Source organism: Bacillus sp. CH30_1T, assembly GCF_008364765.1.
In the GTDB taxonomy this organism is placed as follows: domain Bacteria; phylum Bacillota; class Bacilli; order Bacillales; family Bacillaceae_B; genus Rossellomorea.
Window position 1 is genome coordinate 600,020 of record NZ_VTUY01000004.1, and the last position, 19,943, is coordinate 619,962.

Annotated in this window: 15 protein-coding genes; 4 read left to right on the forward strand and 11 right to left on the reverse strand. The window is 36.0% G+C overall.

The window, feature by feature from the left end:
- Nucleotides 1-171: 171 nt before the first annotated feature.
- The 7 genes from F0342_RS10560 to F0342_RS25715 all read right to left on the reverse strand — a co-directional run bounded on the left by F0342_RS10560 (nucleotide 172) and on the right by F0342_RS25715 (nucleotide 7,936).
- Nucleotides 172-360, reverse strand: a complete 189-nt coding sequence (locus tag F0342_RS10560; RefSeq protein WP_188048492.1) for a hypothetical protein — start codon at nucleotides 358-360, stop codon at nucleotides 172-174.
- Nucleotides 347-643 (reverse strand): antibiotic biosynthesis monooxygenase family protein, encoded by a 297-nt coding sequence (locus tag F0342_RS10565; protein ID WP_149155896.1) that lies wholly within the window; start codon nucleotides 641-643, stop codon nucleotides 347-349. Before F0342_RS10565 ends, F0342_RS10560 begins: the two co-directional genes overlap by 14 nt.
- 410 nt (nucleotides 644-1,053) lie before the next feature.
- Complete coding sequence (locus F0342_RS10570) at nucleotides 1,054-1,461, reverse strand: hypothetical protein (RefSeq protein ID WP_149155897.1); 408 nt, start codon at nucleotides 1,459-1,461, stop codon at nucleotides 1,054-1,056.
- Between the two features lie 790 nt (nucleotides 1,462-2,251).
- A complete protein-coding gene (locus tag F0342_RS10575) occupies nucleotides 2,252-4,684 on the reverse strand; it encodes an ATP-binding cassette domain-containing protein (RefSeq protein WP_149155898.1) in 2,433 nt (810 codons plus the stop codon).
- Between the two features lie 172 nt (nucleotides 4,685-4,856).
- Nucleotides 4,857-5,327: a CBO0543 family protein gene (locus F0342_RS10580; protein WP_149155899.1), complete on the reverse strand. Its 471-nt coding sequence runs from the start codon at nucleotides 5,325-5,327 to the stop codon at nucleotides 4,857-4,859.
- A 957-nt stretch (nucleotides 5,328-6,284) separates the two neighbouring features.
- On the reverse strand, nucleotides 6,285-7,448 hold the full coding sequence (locus F0342_RS10585; RefSeq protein WP_149156086.1) for an MFS transporter: 1,164 nt from the start codon (nucleotides 7,446-7,448) through the stop codon (nucleotides 6,285-6,287).
- Between the two features lie 434 nt (nucleotides 7,449-7,882).
- On the reverse strand, nucleotides 7,883-7,936 hold the full coding sequence (locus F0342_RS25715) for a hypothetical protein (protein ID WP_395940678.1): 54 nt from the start codon (nucleotides 7,934-7,936) through the stop codon (nucleotides 7,883-7,885).
- Between the two features lie 139 nt (nucleotides 7,937-8,075).
- Here F0342_RS25715 and F0342_RS25160 point away from each other — a divergent pair, with 139 nt between their 5' ends.
- Entirely contained in the window at nucleotides 8,076-8,213 is a 138-nt protein-coding gene (locus F0342_RS25160; protein ID WP_223145714.1) for a hypothetical protein, read from the forward strand.
- Nucleotides 8,214-8,309: 96 nt separating this feature from the next.
- Here F0342_RS25160 and F0342_RS10595 read toward each other — a convergent pair whose 3' ends face one another.
- The 4 genes from F0342_RS10595 to F0342_RS10615 all read right to left on the reverse strand — a co-directional run bounded on the left by F0342_RS10595 (nucleotide 8,310) and on the right by F0342_RS10615 (nucleotide 14,976).
- The gene (locus F0342_RS10595; RefSeq protein ID WP_149155900.1) at nucleotides 8,310-8,738 is read right to left on the reverse strand and encodes an organic hydroperoxide resistance protein; all 429 of its coding nucleotides are present in this window, start codon (nucleotides 8,736-8,738) and stop codon (nucleotides 8,310-8,312) included.
- Between the two features lie 371 nt (nucleotides 8,739-9,109).
- Nucleotides 9,110-9,673, reverse strand: a complete 564-nt coding sequence (locus F0342_RS10605) for a TetR/AcrR family transcriptional regulator (RefSeq protein ID WP_149155901.1) — start codon at nucleotides 9,671-9,673, stop codon at nucleotides 9,110-9,112.
- Nucleotides 9,674-9,739: 66 nt separating this feature from the next.
- Complete coding sequence (locus F0342_RS10610; protein WP_262481697.1) at nucleotides 9,740-10,651, reverse strand: LysR family transcriptional regulator; 912 nt, start codon at nucleotides 10,649-10,651, stop codon at nucleotides 9,740-9,742.
- 305 nt (nucleotides 10,652-10,956) lie between these two features.
- Nucleotides 10,957-14,976, reverse strand: coding sequence for a S8 family serine peptidase (locus F0342_RS10615; RefSeq protein WP_149155903.1), 4,020 nt, complete (start codon nucleotides 14,974-14,976; stop codon nucleotides 10,957-10,959).
- Nucleotides 14,977-16,078: 1,102 nt separating this feature from the next.
- Between F0342_RS10615 and F0342_RS10620 the strand changes: the two genes are divergently transcribed.
- The 3 genes from F0342_RS10620 to F0342_RS10630 are packed head-to-tail and all read left to right on the forward strand — an operon-like array spanning nucleotide 16,079 to nucleotide 19,780.
- Nucleotides 16,079-17,593, forward strand: a complete 1,515-nt coding sequence (locus F0342_RS10620; RefSeq protein WP_149155904.1) for a spore germination protein — start codon at nucleotides 16,079-16,081, stop codon at nucleotides 17,591-17,593.
- Complete coding sequence (locus F0342_RS10625) at nucleotides 17,583-18,653, forward strand: Ger(x)C family spore germination protein (protein ID WP_149155905.1); 1,071 nt, start codon at nucleotides 17,583-17,585, stop codon at nucleotides 18,651-18,653. The genes F0342_RS10620 and F0342_RS10625 overlap by 11 nt, the downstream gene beginning before the upstream one ends.
- On the forward strand, nucleotides 18,653-19,780 hold the full coding sequence (locus F0342_RS10630) for a GerAB/ArcD/ProY family transporter (RefSeq protein ID WP_149155906.1): 1,128 nt from the start codon (nucleotides 18,653-18,655) through the stop codon (nucleotides 19,778-19,780). The genes F0342_RS10625 and F0342_RS10630 overlap by 1 nt, the downstream gene beginning before the upstream one ends.
- The last annotated feature ends 163 nt before the right edge of the window (nucleotides 19,781-19,943 follow it).

The window sequence follows — 19,943 nt, forward strand, 5'->3', positions numbered from 1 at the left end:
TGGTAATATTTTAGCCAACATTTCCGATAGCGTAGTTCTAAAAGGTAAATTTCCTCATATAGACATTGCCGAATAAAATGAACGATGAAGCCATCCAGAAGAAAAGAACGTGGGTTTATAAAACTTTTAGTCGCGTTGACCGACCTAATGAGGAGACATTTTAAATCGTAATCACGGCTGATAATCCATTCTGCTACCAGTTCCTCGACCACCTTTAATCCATTTATCGACCTTGTATTGATCTTCAAATTTTATTGCCCGATACAGGAAAAGGACGCGTTCTTCAATAAACGCGACCGATTGCGGAAGATGCTCAATTTCCGCCAACGTTTGTAAAGTAAAACTTTTACGAAAGATCAACTTTTTGAAAGTGTTCAACTGTCGGGAATGGGTCATAGAAATGATGGAGTTGATGTTTCCATTCTTGATATTCGTGTGATTGTCTAAATCCAACTGTATGATCTTCTAAAGTTTCCCACCTTACTAATAATAAATATTTCCCCTCAGCTTCTATACAACGTTGTAATTCGTGGGATATATAGCCATTCATCGATGAGATAATTTTAGAAGCTTTACTAAATGCCTCTTCATATTCCTGTTCCATACCTTTTTTAACTTGAAGCATGACTCCTTCTAATATCATAAAAGCTACCCCTCTGTGTCAAATTATAGAATGAATATTTTTCACTCTATTTCTTCTTTTTGTGATTAATATTGCTTTCTAAAAGACGCCCTTCTCTATTCAAGAAATGCGTCCTTGGAACTACTGAGCTGCTTCTATTCGCTGGGTTATCAAAAAAAATACTTCAGCAACCTTAATTTTTCATCCTAGTCACCACTTTTTAATTTAACGACAAATTATAATTTCGAGCCACTCCACGGACAAAAATTAATTTCTATATTCTGACAAAATAATCATTTTTAATAAAAGAGATAATAAATATGGATTGATTTTTCATGATGGTGGTATGATAACCGCTGTCCTCGCAACATTGTTCATTCATTATTTTCACTTCTCCAGAATACTTCAACCTCCATTACAGGAAGAAGACATCATTTTTCTAGTCTCACTAACGTTTTTTCGGGTAATTTAATGTGATCAATATCAAAGTTATTGATTTGAAGGGTTAGATCAGCTTCTCGCTTTTCTGTTTCTTCTCCGAGCCAACAGCTATACAATTCGAAATAATCACCTTGTTCAAGATATTCATCCATAATTTCACATAATCTAATAAGCTTTTGCTTTGATTGAGCACGAACACTTGAATTCGTGAATTTCGAAATTTCAATCCCCCAATCAGTTGACACTTCATAAACATATGTAGTAGTAAATTGGTGTTTCTTTACATTTATTCGGTGTTGTTCTTCCGAAAAAGAATCACCTATAAGTATAATATCATTCGAATCTTCACCACTTAGTGGTATTTCAATATTACAGCCAATATAGCTAGCTAAACTCATTTCCATCCATCCCTTTTAATCCTTATTAAGCTAACATGACCCGTTACTCTAAGGACAACATTTGAAATTTCTTCCTAATTTTAGTATTATACCACAACTGCGTTGCTCCATAATCTAGCTCAATTCATTAAATTGAACGCATTTCTTGCTCCAGAAATGCGCCCGATTGTTGAAAAAAAGGCGTATTGTTTCACATATCTATTCAACATATAATTCGTTATTCCGTTATCGTTTTCTGCCATTACTCACTTAGTTGTCTATAGATTTGGATCTATGAACCTCCTCACTCTGTACATCCTTTCATCACTTATCTTCCAGACCAAAAAAAGTCACAAATTGGATCTCCATCAATATGAAGGGAGACGAAATTTTGTAACAGTATATATTCATGGATGCTTATTTAATGTCCTACGGGAAATGCGAGTAAAAGGAGATCCCTCATGCACGTAATGACCGAGGATCGTCAGACCTGCAGCGGAAATCGAGTTTCCCCGAGCGGATCAACAATTAAGTGTCTAATAGATTAAAGAAAAAAAACAATGACTCTTCAGCAGCCATTGCGTTTTTCCAAGCGTCCATTTTTTGATTGACGAGTTTATACTAAATACCGCTCGATGATTAATAAAAGAGTATCGCCAGGTAAATGTAGAGTTACTCACCAAATATATGTGGCCCAACATCTCGGGGCTGCCCAATACACAATCTGACGCATTATCCTATTAATGCGTCAGATTGTGAAAGGTCCTTGCGCAAAGTCTTATTAAACCAATTAAAAGGTTTTAAGCTTTTATTATAAATATTGACCTGTCACAGATGATGGATTCGCCCTGATGTCACTTGGTGTTCCATTTGCAATAATTTGTCCTCCTTTGACACCACCTTCTGGACCCAAATCAATAATCCAATCACTCGCATGGATCATATGAATGTTATGTTCTACCATAATAATTGAATTACCATTATCGATTAAACGGTTGAATAATTCTAACAGATATTGAATGTCAAAAGGGTGCAGTCCTGTTGAAGGTTCGTCTAATAAGAACAGGCTCTTTTGTTTATTTTTCTTCATTAAAGAAGTTGATAGCTTTAATCGTTGCCCTTCACCACCAGATAATGTTGTAAGTGATTGACCAAGTTTTAAATAACCTAATCCGATTTCAGTTAATAATTTGAGGACTTTATGGATTTTTGATTCATTCTGGAAAATATCTAGTGCTTCTTCAACTGAACATTCTAAGCAGTCATTTATATTATAGCCGTTGTACGTGATATTGAGGATGTTTTCTTTGAAACGTTTACCTCTGCACGTCGGACAGACAACTTCCATATCATTAAAAAACAACATGTTACTCATTACATAGCCAAGTCCTTCACATGTCTCACAACGACCGCCATTCGTATTGAATGAGAAGTGTTTAGATGTAAGCCCTTGTGCTTTACTATCTTCGAGTTTGGCAAAAAGATTTCGAATGTCTGTGAATACATTGGTATATGTAGCAACATTCGAGCGTTTCATTTTTGAAATACTTGTTTGGTTAATGGTAATGATTTCGTCAAACTGGTCTAACCCTGAAACATTGTTTGCTTCTTCTCCTACGACATCAAATATCAATGAAGATTTACCTGACCCTGAGACACCTGTTACACTTACCAGTGATTCAGTAGGAACGGATACACTTACAGAAGCGAGGTTATGACGCGTGGCTTCTTGAATATGAATGGGTGTTTTTCCAGCTTGTCTAACATTTTTCTTAGGTTGACTTCTGTTTGAAATGTAGCCTTTAATTAGAGATTTCACATTATTTTCAAGATCTCCTAATGTACCAGTACCAATTAATTCGCCACCGAATCGGCCTGCCTTTGGTCCAATCTCAATTAAATAATCAGCTTCTCTCATGACATCCGTATTATGTTCAATCACTAGAACTGTATTGCCTTTATCTCTTAGTTTTTTCATGATGTCGATGATACCTTCAGTGTCTTTAGCATGAAGACTAGCGGTTGGTTCGTCGATAATATAAACAACATCTGTTAAGTCTGAATCTAAGATGGCAGATAAACGAATGCGTTGACTTTCTCCGCCAGATAAAGTGTTTGTCCCACGTTCTAATGTGAGATAACCGAGACCAAGACGTTTTATACGTTTAAGTTTAGTTTCTATATCACGAATATAGACATTAACTGACAATATTTCCTCCTCAGTCAGGATCAACCTACAGTCATTGACCCACTCTAACAATTGATCTAAATCCAACGTTGAGATTTCTGTGATTGAACGATCCATCACTTTAACACTACTGCTTTGTTCAGTTAACTTCGCGCCATTACAATCAGGGCATGTATCACTATAGAAAAAAATAGATTCTTTCCCCATATCTCCACTTTTTTCTTGATATTTACGCCAAAGGTTTGTCATTACACCTTGGAATTTACCTTCACCTACTGTTTTCGGTTCCTTTTTATCAGTAAGTTTCCCTACTTCTTTACTGCTTGTCCCATAACAAAGTAAAGCATATTGTAATTCACTAAAATGTTTAAGCGATGTATTTTGTTCAAGTGGCACGTTGTAATAGTTCATTGTCCTTTTGATATTATCAAGTTGATAGTCTAAGTATCGACCGTTCCATAAAGCAATCGCACCATTTTCAATTGACAATTCAAAATTAAATAAGGTGTTGACATTAATTTGGATGACTTTACCGATACCTTTACATTTTTGACAAGCGCCTTCGATTGTGTTGTAAGAAAAGTGGCTTCGTATCAATTTTTTATACTTATGCTCACAGTGGGGACAAATTTGAAAAACAGTAAACTCGCCATCTACGTGTTCTGTTTCTTCAATAGCCTGAATGGGGTTCACTTTTTTCTTGCAGTTGGGACATGGGCGGATGCCAAGCTTTTCATAAATCATACGTAAACTCGTATACATGGCAGTTTTAGTTCCTACTGTTGATCGAGGATTAGATGAGGTTTCTTGCTGCTTTAAACTTATAGCAGGAGAAGCACCACTAATATGTGCAACATTTGGTTTTTCAATGCCTTGCATTCCCATTGCCTCTAAATATTGTCGTTGTGACTCATTAAATAGAATGTCATGTGCGAGTGTTGACTTCCCTGATCCAGAAACACCAGTTATTACTGTCAATTTACGTTTGGGAATTTTCACACTAACATCTTTTAAATTGTGTTCGTTCGCATGTTCAATACTTATCCATTCCGTCATCACAACATCCTCCTTATTCTATTGAAGAGGTTATTATATATGTGTACATAAGAGCATGCAAGTAATATCCGAAAGTATTGCTCAAACCTTTACACATGGTTTTTCATTGAAGGGATTGCTCTCGATTTTCGATGATGTTTCTTTTCGTTAATTATAAAGAAAGTAGTGGAATTCATTTCATTTTGCTTATAGGGACTTTAAGGATCCATAACAATCCTACAGTTATCAGTACAGATATCCCAAAAGCCAGTAATGGTTTTTTATTATGAAGTCGTAATATAGGCAAGGAATAAAGATAAAACATTATTGACCATTTGATATTCCAACCATTATGGAAGGTTATCAGCCCTGCTTTGTAATTAATAAACTCTACAATAGATAAAAAGGTAGTAAAGGAAATGATCCAAATACCTTGTTTAACCCACCCAGTTGGATAGCGTCCTAGATATAAAAGTACTAAACATGGGTAAATAATAAACATTACAATCAAATTGTTAAGAGTATGATTTGGAATAATAGCTGTAGGTTCATATTGCCACAAGGTGTAATTGTATGTAAGAAAGTTATAAAGCAGATCGAGTAAAATGAAAAAAGTATGGTCGATTGATACTTCTTCCAGTTCCGCCAATCTCCCCATCGCCATGCGACAAGAATCCATAATACTGACCGTATGATAAGGAACATACAGTAACCTCCTACTAAATATAACTTCAACATTATTTTTAACTATTCTTCATTCGAATATGTGTCACCTAAAGAATAGCAACTTTTAATCTCAAACCTTATTCTTACTTAAAGTTCATTTTTTCAAGATTTCTTTCTAATATTAAAAGAGAAATCTAGTTATGTTTGAAAACCTTATAAAACATAACTACAAGTCTTAAATGTCCATAGATAAAAGTAATCGATCATTTCAACCCCAGGGGTCTCTTTAAATGAAAACTAAAATAACTAGAACCGCATCAGTAATTGTATCTTTATGGTTGTCAAAACAATAAATTTGTACATTAATTCGTCATGGCTTCTCATTGTTATTAACCATTATGACCATGAGTAACTTATGTTATGCGATTAGAGTTGTTTCGTTTATGGTAACTACTTAAATGACTAACACACATAAATAGGCACTTTCCTTATTAGAGAAAAGTGCCGAATATACATCAAGAAATGGTATGTTTCAAATTAACAAACAACATTTGTTGTTACTTCGATATTCCCACAAGTAGCTTTAGCATAAGACAAACCTAATGAGCTTCTGCGACGAATTCCTCTACCTCGCTAGTTTCTAGGAAATTTAATTTAGATGTCCATAGTAATTGCTAGCACATACGGTACAAACTGAGAAAACAGTTGACTAACTTCTTTTAATGACTGCCATCGTACATCGAGCAAAACAATTAAGGTTACCTTCTTCATCTGTATCTTTTATTTCCCCAAATCATTGTCATTTTCCATTGATATAAAATATCCGGTTGCTGTTAAATTCCGTCCTTTTTTCCTTTTACATGATTTGCATTACTCTCTACTGTTGCCACAGTTCGAGCTTTTAAGCTTAATGATCAAGAAATAGAAGCCGCTATTGGGTATTTGGAGCGAAGAATCAATCACTTCCCAAAAAAGTACGATTAAATTTGACGGAATAAATCAATACATAAACAACAATGAGTGCCGCAAACAAGTTTAGCACGATGAGAGAAAGGTTCAAATTGAAAAATTGAGTAAGAGCTCCGACTCCAATAACCGGAACGATAAATCCAGAGTAAGCGCAAAAATAAAAAGCCGAAATGACTCGTGGCCGCGCTTCTGGTTCAGGTAACTGTCCGGCAAATCGTAACGCGATTTGAAAAGTCCATCCGCCGCCGATAGCCTGGATGACAATGCCTGTCCAGAGTAATGGCAGACTTGATGATAAACCAGAAGAAACAATAACCCATGACCCAATCGCAAGTAGCAGGATGCCGAATCTGATACGTGTAACTGGATGACTCGGCCAAGGTATGAGCTGAGCCAAAGCTGCACCACTTAAAAGCACGAAAATGATTAATCCAGAAACGGAGAGGTTAGTCGTTTGAATGACATTTTTGACGAAATTAGGGATAAGGGCAAATGCTATTCCTTGAATCGCGAAAACTGTGAAGATTGGCAAACCGACCATCGACCAGAATTGAGAGCGAATATTGCTAGGTACACCAAGTGATACCTTAGCTTTTACTCGCTTTTGGTCAAATGAAACAACATCTTTAGGAATTGTTTCAAGTAAAATTAAAGAGATGATGAGCAATACGAGCAAAATCCAAAATGGCAAACGGAGCGGCTGAAGATGTATATATTGCAAGATTAAACCTGCGATAGCCGGTCCCAGACCAAAACCAACAAGAATCGTGACTCCTGATAACTTGAGAGCTGCACTTACTTTATTTGGAGGAGTTTGCTTCATGAGAAAAGCAACAGCTGTACCTGTAAAGGCTCCGTACGCGATTCCTTCCAATAACCTGGCGACATAGAGCATCCAGGCATTTTGGCTTCCCAGGAAAAACAAGGTAGATGTGATGGATATCCATATACTGATACGAACCACCCTTTTTAATCCCCAAGTGCTGCCTTTGTCTCCAGCAATAAATAAAGTTGGTAAAAGGAAAGCAGCATAAATGGCAAACAGGATCGTGATTTGCAAACTGTTCAGTTGATAAGTCTCACTATACAAAGGAAATAATGGAGTTATAAAGGTAGCCCCACTTGACATCAATAGAGAAACCAAAAGCATTCTTTTCACTACGACAACCCCAGCTTTCTATAATTAATTCTCCAAAAATATTTTATATAAGTGAATAGTCATACTAATAAATAGTAGTTAACATTTTAATTTCTAATAATAATTTAAACCAAGGTTATAGGCTAAGAATTCAATTCTTTATGCTCGCAATAAATCATCTAACACAAAACTAAACTTACTTACTAAAAGGTAATTTACGCTTAAAAAAACCGTTCTTATGGATTTTTTAAGAAACGGTTTAATTGCTTTAGTACTTCGGCTTATACATCGTCACCAAGAACACGTCTGTATAATAATGCTCCCTTAACATTTGATACTATCATTACCGCTATCAGATGAACGTCTTCAGAACCATTTATAATTTTTTCAATTTATGCCTCTGTAACTATTTCTTTCATTACCGTGTTTCCAGTCTGCTGACTTCCTCAATCCTTTGTTACTCCAAGTTGTTTAGAGATGTCATCATAGCTAAAGGCCACATACCCTTTTGGTTGTATCAATTTTATTGCTAAGTCTAGAATTTGTTTTTTCTGTTTTCCATGTCATTAAATTAACTTACTAATAGGTAAGTGTCGAGGTAAAAGGTCCTGAGGCGAAATAAAATATCTCTCTTCAGAATTGTTGTACTATCAGCCACTAAATCGATTATTTATCATGACAAACACGACTGTGCTAACGATCCCGCCGGAGCAGCAAGGCAGAAGTTACAGCCCATGTATCCCCGACAAGCATGCCATAATCACAATCGTGTCATAATGTGTAAAGAGACTTTATCCTCCCGCATAATCAACTATTTTGCTTATTACTTCATCTTATTGGTAAGATACTGACGATACTCGAACTGTGTGCTGATTAACCAACAACGTTCGATATTACTTCGATATTGCCACGAGTTGCTTTCGCATAAGGGCAAACCTTATGAGCTTCTGCAACGATTTCCTCAGCCATGCTAGTTTCTACACCTTTAATAGTGATGTCCATTGTAATTGCTAGCACATAGCCGTCGTCCGCATCCTTGCCGAGCGTAACATGAGAAGCAATTGTTATGCCTTCTGCTTTGATATTCTTTTTTCTAAGAACCGTACCCATCGCTCCTTCGAAGCATGCGGCAAATCCTGCAGCGAACAACTGCTCCGGATTGGTTCCAGCTCCGTTACCACCTAATTCCTTGGGATATCTCAAATCAACATTAAGATTCTCATCGCTGGAAACCGCTTTACCATCTCTTCCGCCTTGAACGTTTACAGTAGCAGTGTACAACTTCTTTTCAATTTTAATCATTTTTGAAACTCTCCTCCTTTTAATACTGGATTATTATTTACTCTTTGTGCACTAATTAACCAATAACTTTCGATATTGCCACGAGTTGCTTTAGCATAAGGGCAAACCTTATGAGCTTCCGCAACGATTTCCTTGTTGCACTACGCCATTAATAGTGATATCCATTGTAATTGCTAGTACTTATCCGTCGTCCACATCCTTTCCGAGCCTAACATGAGAAGCAATTCTCATCTTTAATTTTTAATCTTTCAATAAAATTTTATTTAATTCATTAGAGATACTAATAAGCACCTTAAAGGAGATCTTAAAAATTAAAGTTCGAACTACTTACTTACTAGAAGGTAAGATTTTTTTAAAAAAATAAACCGTTCTCATAATTTTCTTAAGAAACGGTTTAACTGGTTTAGTACATCGACTAATACATCCTCGCCCAGAACACGTCGATATAATAATGCTCCCTTAATGCTGGATAATATAGTTACAGCTAAAAACTGAAGGTTTTCAGAATCATTTTCGCTTTTTTCATTTTGAGCCTCTGCAACAATTTCTTTGAGAATTGAGAGTTCTAATTTACTGACTTCCTTAACTTTATGTTGAACAATATATGGCAGAGATTCATAATCCGTCTGCAAAGATGAAATCGGGCATATTTCAGTAAACTCGAACCGTTCAGCCTGTTGTTGGATGAATTGTTTTAACTTCTCTTCTGCTGAAACCGAAGAATCTTTAATTGACAACAAAGAGTTTTGCAATCTATTTGTAATCCGTTCGGTAATGGCAACCCCTAAGTCCTCCTTTTTTTCAAAATGATAATGGATACTTGCCTTGGTCACGCCTAGTTGTTTAGAAATGTCATCATAGCTAAATCCTACATACCCTTTTTGTTGTACTAACTTTATTGCTAAATCTATGATTTGTTTTTTTCTGTTTTCCATATCCGTATATTAACTTACTAATAGGTAAGTGTCAAGTTGAAAGTTCACAGGTATTACAATTTATCATTATTTAATACTTAATAATTCATTAAAGACACCCACCTTGCTTCTATTCACATGTGAAATCAATAATTCAATAAAACCTTTTGCGGCTGTCCCAATGTATTTTTGTTTATGGTGCACAATGGTGACTTCCCTAATAATAGCTGGATTTTTAATCTTTATTGCCTTCAATATCCCTTCATTTTCCAGAGAAAAAAGTGTACTGGATATAATAGTAGCCCCTATCCCTTTCTTAACTAGATTCAATATTGACTTTGAATCAGTTGATTCAATAATTGGCTGGATTTGAATTCCTTCAGCACTGCACGCAGCATCAAGTGATTGCCTAAAACAGTGACCTTTAGGATTTAATATTAAGGGGATGCGCTGAATTTCTTTAAAATCTATGGCATTTCTATCTGACCAAACATGATCCCTTGGTACAGCTAAGAAAAATTCTTCTTCGTATAATGAAATATTTGTTAACCTTTCATCTTTTCCTGGCATAAGCGTCAAGGCTAAATTAAATTCATTCTGTATAACCTTTTCAACCACATCATCTAAAGAGAAAATCTGTATTTGTACATCTGGATATATGGAATGAAATTCTAACAATACTGTCGATGCAATATGATTTAAATCACCTGACAAGACTCCGATTACTAGTTTTCCTCTTTTGACATTTTGAAGCTCTTCTATTTGTTCTTTGGCACTTTCTAAATTAGCGAATATCTTTTTGCAGTGTTCAAGGAGAATTTCACCAGCTTCTGTAATTGCTATTTTCTTCCCTAAACGATCAAATAAACGAACACCAAGTTCGTCTTCTAAGGCTTTCATTTGGTAGCTTAAAGTAGGTTGCCCAATTCTTAGTTTCTCAGCAGTCTTTGTAAATTGCATTTCTTCACAAAGAGCCATAAAATGTTCTAATTGTCTCAATTCCAATATTCCCCACACGCCCCTTAGATATCTGTAAATCCATTTTAAAGTTAAACACATATAATATACTATTCGAAATATTTTATAAAATTTCTATTAAATTCTTTTTATTCCATAACAAGGATATAATGAGCTTACGAACTTCATTGATAGTAAAGTAGATAATAGAAAAGTTCAAACAATCTAAAACTAACAATCTGATTTCTAATTAAAGAGACAGTTCACCTATCCTTAAATATGTGAACTGTCCCAAATCAAACTATAACTTTCCCTTTGACTTAATAAACTTCAAACTGCACAACAATCTATTTGACTTGAACGTGAATCTTTTTTCTCTCTGTGTTGCCTGCTCTATCAGTCGCAAGTACGATAATTGAATTGTCCCCTTTTTTCATTACAACTCGATGATGGAAAGCTCCTTTTGAATCCACTTCTGCTTCTTTTCCATTAATAAGCACGTTATCTAAGTAATCATCTTTTGCCAAGCCCCGAACGGTGACCTCATGATCTTTTTCTACCATACCTTTAAAATCGTAGATAGTTATCTTAGGATTCTTCTGATCTAAAATTATGTTGACTGGAGAAGATGGATCTGTACTTCCTTCTTTCGTCATGGCTGTGGCGGTTAACGTATTCAATCCATTCTTCAATTTAATCGAGATGTTAAAGGTACCGTCCTGTTTGCTGGTGCCGGATCCTACATTTTTGCCATTACGTTGAATCGTAACAGTGCTTGCGGGGATCGCTGTCCCCTTTACTAGAACCTTATCTTGATTCGTATACGTATTATCCTGCGGTGTTTCAATGACAGGCGCTGAGATCGCATTGTTCATGACCGCGCGAATCATTACGTTACCTTCTTCTGGTGTCGTAACATGCTCCCAGGTTCCATTAACCCGCAACCAAAGCCTGTCATGGAAAGGGCTATTTATATCACTATAGAGACTTGGTGATCTAGTAGAGTCATAGGGTTGTACATAGACCAAATAGAAATCTCCAGTGACAAAAATGTTTTTATCGGTTAAATCAACATGAGTCCAATCCCCGTCAGTCCGCGCATCAGCTTCAAATGGACCCGCAATTCTTTTACCAGGAGCTCCGTTAAGACCTGTTGAATCATATACTGCTACTTGAAATCTAGTTGATCCCAGGTTAGGGAATTCAGTATTAACTTTAAAGAGTCCACCTGTCAGCCAAGATTTCGTGACTCCTTCTTCCAATGACATTCTAATCGCAAAGCCATTGTTAGCACCGTAAAAAAACCGTGCCTCTTCTGATGTTCCATCATCATAAGCGATTTCTCCAGGAAACCCGATAAACCTTTCCAATTCGACATTCTGTTTGGTATTCTTTTTCGACCGGAGTGTAATCAAGTATTCTTTATAATCATATTCTTTATTGAACACATGTAACGTATAGTTACCTTCATAGGCTGTGAGCGTAAATCTTCCTTTACTATCCGTTTTCACAGGTGTTACGGCGGCATCCTCTACTAAAGAGATGATCGCATCTGATATCGGTTTCCCTGTCGTTTGATCCTTGACTACCCCTTCTACTGTTCCTTTCCCTAAAGGTTTAAGATTAAAGTTTGCTTCGACGGTCCCGTCTTTTGGAATCGAAACAGCTTGGTCTTTGGAATGAAAACCATAGGCTTCAGCGCGAAGAGTAAATTCCCCTGCCTTATGTGTCATGGAGAAACTTCCATCAGCTGGATTAGCTGTAGCTGAGAATCCAGAGTCTACTAGAGTTACCTGTGCACCGATCGGTAACACGTTTGGCTGACTAGAAGTATCTTGAACGAATGTTGCAGTTGGAGCTAACTCACTGTTCTTAGACTTCTTTTTGATATGGATTTCATTTGTTGTATTTTTCTTAAAATTTTCTTGTTTCCTGTCTTCAGTAATAGGTTTATCAGTTAATGCTATGTCATCCAAGTACCAGCCATCATAAGTTTCAGTCTCTGATTCAAGGTTTGTTTTATATGCATACATATAGAAGCTGATATAAATCCGCTTTCCAGCGTAAGCAGAAAGGTCCACTTCCGCATCAACCCAATTATCTGTATAGTACTTTGAAGGTTGTCCGAACTCATCAAATTCAGTAGCTTCCGTTTTAGTAACTATTTCCCAGTTTTGGCGGTCGGTAGAGATTAGGACCGCACCGAAATCGGTTGAACCACCGAATCCATCTGGACTAAAGTCATACCACTGCTTATACTGCAGGTATGACTTACCGTTTTCAGGTATGTCGATAGGAGGCATATTGAGATAAGAAATAGTATCTGGGACATGTGGACCCTCTAAATTGGTTCCATATACGTTTTGTCCTGAATAAGCTTGTCCAGGTCCTGCTGCTGGGCTGCCCCATTCCCAATCGTTATTCACCCCTTCTGAATACCAACCTTCAAGAGCGGTTTCTAAATCGTGGAAATAACCAATCGTGATTGCAGGCTTAACTTCTACATCATATGTGGAAGAAGTTACTTGATTTTGACCATAATCAACGAAATTCCATTTGTACATAAATGTACCTTTCCTTATATCCGCCCCTGGAACTACAGCTTGATAGGTCCCGTTTCTAAAGTCTCCGGCAGTTCTAGTTGCTTTTACAGTCTTCCATTGTTGATCAACTAAATACTGAATTTCTACTGTATCTACACTGATGTTATCTTGTACTTCCACTGTTAATGGCAATACTTCCTGGTCGTATACAAATCCAGTAGAGGTATGCTGGTAGGTGGGATTGGTTGTGTCTTTACCGTCATGGACAACAATACCTTTAACCATTCCATTTCCTTTATTTAATGTTTTTATAGCGTTATAAGCATTAACAAACCCATGCCCATAACCGTAATTAGGTGAGGATGAAAATTCAGAGTCTGTCAATGGTATGGATGTACTTGTAAGAATTTCCTCTATTTGGTCTATCGTCAAAGATGCATTTGCTTGCTTTAACAACGCTACGACTCCTGTAATATGAGGTGATGCCATTGATGTACCACTCATCAGTTCATAATCATTCGTAGGTACGGCTGAGCGGATATCGACACCTGGTGCTGAAGCATCTGGTTTCATTTCGTCATATGGCCCTGGTCCACGGGAAGAGAACCACGCTAAGGCATTGCGATCATCCGTTGCCGCAACCGCAAAAGATTCTGGATAGTTCGCTGGTGAGGAAACCCATCCTTCCCCATTAGAACCGGCATTGCCAGCTGCAAATACAGGGAAGATATTGGCAGACCTCCAATTTTGAACCATAGGGCGATACCATTCATCTAGTCCAGGACCACCACCCCAGGAGTTGTTTACTACATCTGGAGCTAACTCGGGATGAGGATTACCTTCAGCATCTTTTGGCGCCAATATCCACTCTCCAGCTTCGAGCAAATCGACATCCTGACCACCTTTTTTATCGAATGCTTTAACCGCAATCCATTTTGCACCTGGGGCAACACCAATTTGGTTACTTCCATCAGGCTCTGAGCCAACCATGGTCCCAACCGTATGTGTACCATGTTTATTATCATCATACGGTGTTTCTTTTCCTCCGACGGCATCAAACCAGTTTAATTGATGATCTGCCTGATTTGGATTCGCTGGATTGTATCCACGGTATTTTTCCATTAAAGCAGGATGTTCCCACTGAACACCTGTATCGATACTTGCCACCACGATTCCTGCTCCATCGATTCCCATATCCCATACTTGAGGGGCTCCGACTTTTTCAACTCCCCATTCAACCGTTGATGAAATTAGATTGGTCGTTTTTACTTTAGGTTGGATTGGTGTGATTATTTGCCGCGTTTCATTCGGAAGAATTTTTGCTACCTCCGGAAATGCTGCCAATTTGTCCATCACATCTTTTGTTGCTGTCACCGCTATCGCATTCACAACATAGAAGGATTGAACGCTTTTCACTTCCCTTTTCTCCTTTGCTTTCTCAAGATAGTCCATTACTTCCGATTGATTTTCCATCGCAGTATTTCGTAATGTTGAAACAACGGCAGAACGGACCTGTAGTTTTGTACTTGCAGCTGTTTGTTTCTGTTTCTTCGCTTTTTCTGCTGCTTCGATCGCTACCCGGTAAGTATCAACTTGCTCTTGGAACTTTAATATGAATGTAACCTGATTTTGATCCTTAAATTGTTTGATTAGTTTAGAATCTACTTTATTGGTAACCAAAGTTTTCTTACCAATAGACACTGGCTTTCTCTCTTCGGGATTTCCTTGTGCTATTGTGTTAATTGGGACGAACAGGTTGATTAAGAGAATGAAAGCTATTAGTAAACTTAATGGAAAATGATAAACGCTATTCTTATTGGCCAAGATGGTTTGAACTCCTCACAATTTTAAATTTGTTAAATCTACTAAATAGTTTATAACTTGATTAAAATCCCTCCTTTAAAATTTATAAACTACTAGACACAATAGTATTAGTATTCTGAATTGTTAACAATACAACTTTTTTGATCGTATCAATCAAGAATATAAATGGATAATATAGGATGAGCGGTCCATAGAAGAAATAATCTTTTTACTATTACTAACGATTTGCCTTTCTTATCCCTTAACAGAGTTAATAAACAACTTTATTTGTAATGGAACATCTTATGTGATTCAACAGCAGCTGACATCAGACCTTCAACAATCAAAAGTGCAGTTCTCACTGCTCTTTTAAAATATATTTGCTGTTTAAAATCTGTATTATGAAAACTAAATGATAAGTAATAGTTGAACAACTGTAGGCAGAGATAGAGCAAAATCGATAGGTAAACACACGGGTCGTCCTTCACAAACGAGAAGGAATACAGAAGAAGCCTTACGACTATACAAAAGTAGAAACACGAATGGATGAAATGTGAAAGACATTGTGACACCCTAAATTGTGATTGTGCCCGATTGTTGAAGATTGGAAAATGCGAAAAGCTGTAAAAATAGCACTTTTTCTAAAGGACCCCCATAGTTAAAGTCATATAAAAAAGAGCTGCCTTCAGCTGGCCGCTCCACTGAGAAGCAAGAAAATGATCAATCCAGAAACAGAGAGATAAGACGTGTGAAAACAGTGAAGATAGGCAATCCTACCATTGACCAAAAATGAGAACGAACAGCCAATGAAATTGATTTCTTGCATCAAATAAGAAACACAAATATGCTTGGCGATCCTGATGAAGCAGCAAGGCTGAGCTTAACAATTATACTCTTACACCGCCTACAAGCTGTTCAAAATCCCAATGTCTCAACAAGTAGAATGAATCTTATCCCCTTCCCACTTTTCAAACCATCTAGCGATTACTTCTCTAATCCACATGATGCTGACAATACTACTTTGTCAACATCAATAATAAAAACGATAAAGTGAATACAATTTTAGATAGTAATAATAATAAGCATTAAGACATTAAGTCCATATTAGGGAGTCCATTTGTTTATGATAAAGAAAAAAAATGATCAGAATTCTACAGAAAGTCAAACACCTACTGAAATAGTGAATAGAGCTAAAAAATCATCTGATTTTAAAGAGATTAAAAAAAATGTTTCAGGAGTCCAGATATACATTCTATACTTCACTACACTTATTGATCACAAGACGATGGAACGAGTATTTCTTCCATATATTAATGATTGTGAAAAAAAGGGAGACCCATCTCTAGATATTATTCATTTTAAAAACAGCCTTCCTCTCGAAGATGTAATTAGAACTCAGGATGCAAAAGAAATCGAAGAAAAAATTTATCAAGGATACGTACTAATTAAATTTGAAAATACCTCTGAAGATTGTCTTTTAGTGAACATAAGCAATTTATCTAAAGGGATTAGAGAATCTAATGAAACTGAGAATGAGTTTAATGTAATCGGACCAAAATTAGGCTTTGTTGAAAGTCTTGATACCAATATTCTTTTACTTCGAACTAAGATAAAATCTCCTTTATTAACTACTGAAGAGTTCGTACTTGGCACAATGTCAAAAACAAGAGTTACCATTGTTTATTTAGATGGAATAACAAATGAAGAACATATAGAAACAGTAAAAAAAAGACTCTCTAAAATAGATTTTGATATTATTTGGGATACTTCTGTAATAGACCAAATAATTAAAGATAATTCTCGTACTCCTTTTCCACTTTACATGACTACGGAGAGGCTAGATAGACTTACTTATACTCTCACTTCGGGCCAAGTAGTTATATTTAGTGATGGTTCACCATACGCAATATCTGGTCCTGCTACCCTACTCGATTTTTTTCTATCCTCGGAAGATTATTATTATAACTGGGTTATTGGGTCATTCTTTCGTTTTACACGAATATTTGCGATCATCTTTTCAATCTTTTCTTCCTCTATTTATGTTGCGGTTGTGACGTTTCACTATGAGGTTATTCCCGCAGATTTACTAGGTCCGCTAATAGAGTCCAGAGCAAATGTTCCATTTCCACCGTTATTGGAAGTTCTTTTTTTAGAAATGACAATTGAATTATTAAGAGAGGCAGGAGCTCGATTGCCTACTAAGGTAGGACAAACGTTGGGTATTGTTGGAGGTATTGTTATTGGACAGGCCGCAGTTATGGCAGCACTGACGAGTAATATATTATTAATTATTGTCGCTTTATCAGCCTTAGCCTCTTTCACTACACCAACTATGGTTATGTCCAACACGATTAGAATATTAAGATTTCCCTTTATCATTATGTCATCCTTACTAGGCGGGTTAGGTATTATGATTGGTTTTGCTGTGTTACTTTGTCATTTATTTAGATTAAAATCGTTTGAATCTCCTTATATGGTTCCTTTGCATCCGTTTCGTGGTAATAGTCTTGCGGATAGTATTATAAGGTCCCCTTATAATAAATTAAACAAAAGGCCCGATTATTTGAGACCTATAGAAAAAATTAAATATTCACCAATAAAGGGAAACAAAAAGAAGGAAGATATTAATGACGAATAACGCATTTGTTAAAATTATTATTGTTGCTTTATCTCTAAACCTGGCTGGATGTGTACCCCACAATATTATAAATGAAGTCTCTTTGATGCATAATGTAGGATATGATAAAGAAGAAGATATGTTAAAAGCAAGTGTTGTCTATCCAAATTATGCCGAGAATAATAATCCTGCTTTAATCACTGCTGCTGCAAAAAATCCATCTAGCCTACAGGAAGAACTTGGCCATCTGTCTCAATTTCCCTTTGAAATAGGTCAAGTAAGGTTAATAATATTTGGGGATAAACTAAGCAGAGATGGTTTAGCAGACGTATTAGACACGATCTGCAAAGATCCAAAAATTGGTATTATAAGAATTGTTATTACAGATGGATCTCCAGATCTAATACTAAGTAAAACCCTGAATAAGAGTCCGCTATTCTTAATGAATTTAATTGATAAAAGTATTGAAAATGAAGGAATTCCCGAATCTGATCTCCATGTAATGTATGACCAGTATTTTGGAAGTGGAATTGATATGTCTTTACCTAATCTTATAGTTGATTCTAAAGGAAATATTAAAGTAGATGGAATGGGGATTTTTAAAGGTGATAAATTAGTACTTAGGATTTCAGATAAAGAAACATTCTTATTAAAATTAATGACGGATAGAAATAAACGGGGGGTATACAGTTTTACCCTCAACATGAATGGTCACAAAGCTAATATTGGGGTTAGAACTATCAAAGGAAAACATAAAGTCAAGGTAAATCTCAGGGAACAAGTAAAAGTGAGCCTAAATTTAGATATAGAACTTGATTCTTTGCCTGAGTGGATCAACTTGGAAAAGGAAGAGGATCTTAAATTATTTAATAAAGCTTTACAGAAATCAATATCAAACGAAGCTGAATTACTTCTAAAGGATTTTCAATCAAATGGTGTAGATCCTTTAGGTGTAGGAAGAATGTATAAAGTCAACCACAGAAATTTTTCTAAGCAGAGTTTTTACGATAGGATTTATCCTAACATGACCTATGATGTAAGTACTAAAATTGTAGTCAGACAAACTGGGGTGGGAAAATAGTGAACGTAGAAGTAAAAAAAAATTTTCAAGTTTCAGCTTTTTTCACTTTTTTTCTCATCCACTCTTCACAAACCGGCATTGGCATTTTAAATTTTCAAAGTCAAGTTATTAAAGGTGCTGAACAGGATGCTTGGATTTCTGTAATAATAACTGGTGTAACAACCCATATAATACTCTATATCATTTTTAAGCTACTAGGTGGGGGGACCAATGATTTAGTAGCTGTTCATCACTATTGCTTTGGAAAAACGATGGGTAACATTTTATCTCTCTTAGCATTGGTTTATTTTTGGTTGGCATCATTGACGGTTCTTCGCGCCTATATTGAGGTAATACAGATTTGGGTGTACCCTACAATAAATACATGGCAACTTTGTTTAGTATTCGGACTTACGTTTTATTATGTAATATCAAGTGGATTCCGTACTTTAACTGGCTTTAGTTTCTGGGGAGTTATTTTACCTTTCTTTCTCTTCTTTTTAATATATTTCCCAATGAAACATACGAATATTATTTATTTACTCCCAGCCTTCAGCCATTCCCTCAGTGAACTATTTGTATCTTCTAAATCTTATTCCCTGCTTTTTCTTGGTTTCGAATGGATACTGATGTATTTTCCTTTCATTAGGGAATCAAATAATAAAAAGATTTCTAAATGGGCGTATCTGGGGAATCTGTATACAATCATTGTATATCTAATAATAACTTTAATTTCATTCTTGTACTTCAATCAAGACGTATTACGACAATTACCTTGGCCAACTCTTATGATGGTGAAAATCGTTAAATTTTCCTTCTTGGAAAGATTCGAATATGTATTCATATTTATATGGTTTTTAGTGGTAATATCCCCTATATGTATTTCTATGTGGGCATGTACAAGAATCGTAAAAAGATCTTTTTCAATTCCTCCAAAAGTGACTTTAATACTCTTACTTATTGCAGAGATGATTGCTTCCATAAGCTTTAAAGAATTTAAAAGTATTGATCATCTTACCAATTTTACTGCTAATGTAGGAATTGGTTTTGTTTATGTGTATCTGCCACTCCTTCTTATAATAAAAATGCTTAAGAATAATTTTTTTAAAAAAGGTCAAACAAAATCTAGTGAGATTCACAAGCATTGATTTCGAAAAATCCCCATAGATAATGATATAAATGTTTTACTAAAATAGAGCGCATAACTTGTTAAAGATATGCGCCCGTTCCTAATATAAAGTTAGCCAAGATTCTCTTTGCCCTTTTACTTTTTGGTCTTATGATAGCGAATTCAAAGGTAGAACGTAATCA

Bases quoted from the DNA above. Each gene is read 5' to 3' on its own strand.
- F0342_RS10565 (WP_149155896.1), bottom strand. From the start codon at position 643: ATGATATTAGAAGGAGTCATGCTTCAAGTTAAAAAAGGTATGGAACAG.
- F0342_RS10570 (WP_149155897.1), bottom strand. From the start codon at position 1,461: ATGAGTTTAGCTAGCTATATTGGCTGTAATATTGAAATACCACTAAGT.
- F0342_RS10575 (WP_149155898.1), bottom strand. From the start codon at position 4,684: ATGACGGAATGGATAAGTATTGAACATGCGAACGAACACAATTTAAAA.
- F0342_RS10580 (WP_149155899.1), bottom strand. From the start codon at position 5,327: ATGGCGATGGGGAGATTGGCGGAACTGGAAGAAGTATCAATCGACCAT.
- F0342_RS10585 (WP_149156086.1), bottom strand. From the start codon at position 7,448: ATGCTTTTGGTTTCTCTATTGATGTCAAGTGGGGCTACCTTTATAACT.
- F0342_RS10595 (WP_149155900.1), bottom strand. From the start codon at position 8,738: ATGATTAAAATTGAAAAGAAGTTGTACACTGCTACTGTAAACGTTCAA.
- F0342_RS10605 (WP_149155901.1), bottom strand. From the start codon at position 9,673: ATGGAAAACAGAAAAAAACAAATCATAGATTTAGCAATAAAGTTAGTA.
- F0342_RS10620 (WP_149155904.1), top strand. From the start codon at position 16,079: ATGATAAAGAAAAAAAATGATCAGAATTCTACAGAAAGTCAAACACCT.
- F0342_RS10625 (WP_149155905.1), top strand. From the start codon at position 17,583: ATGACGAATAACGCATTTGTTAAAATTATTATTGTTGCTTTATCTCTA.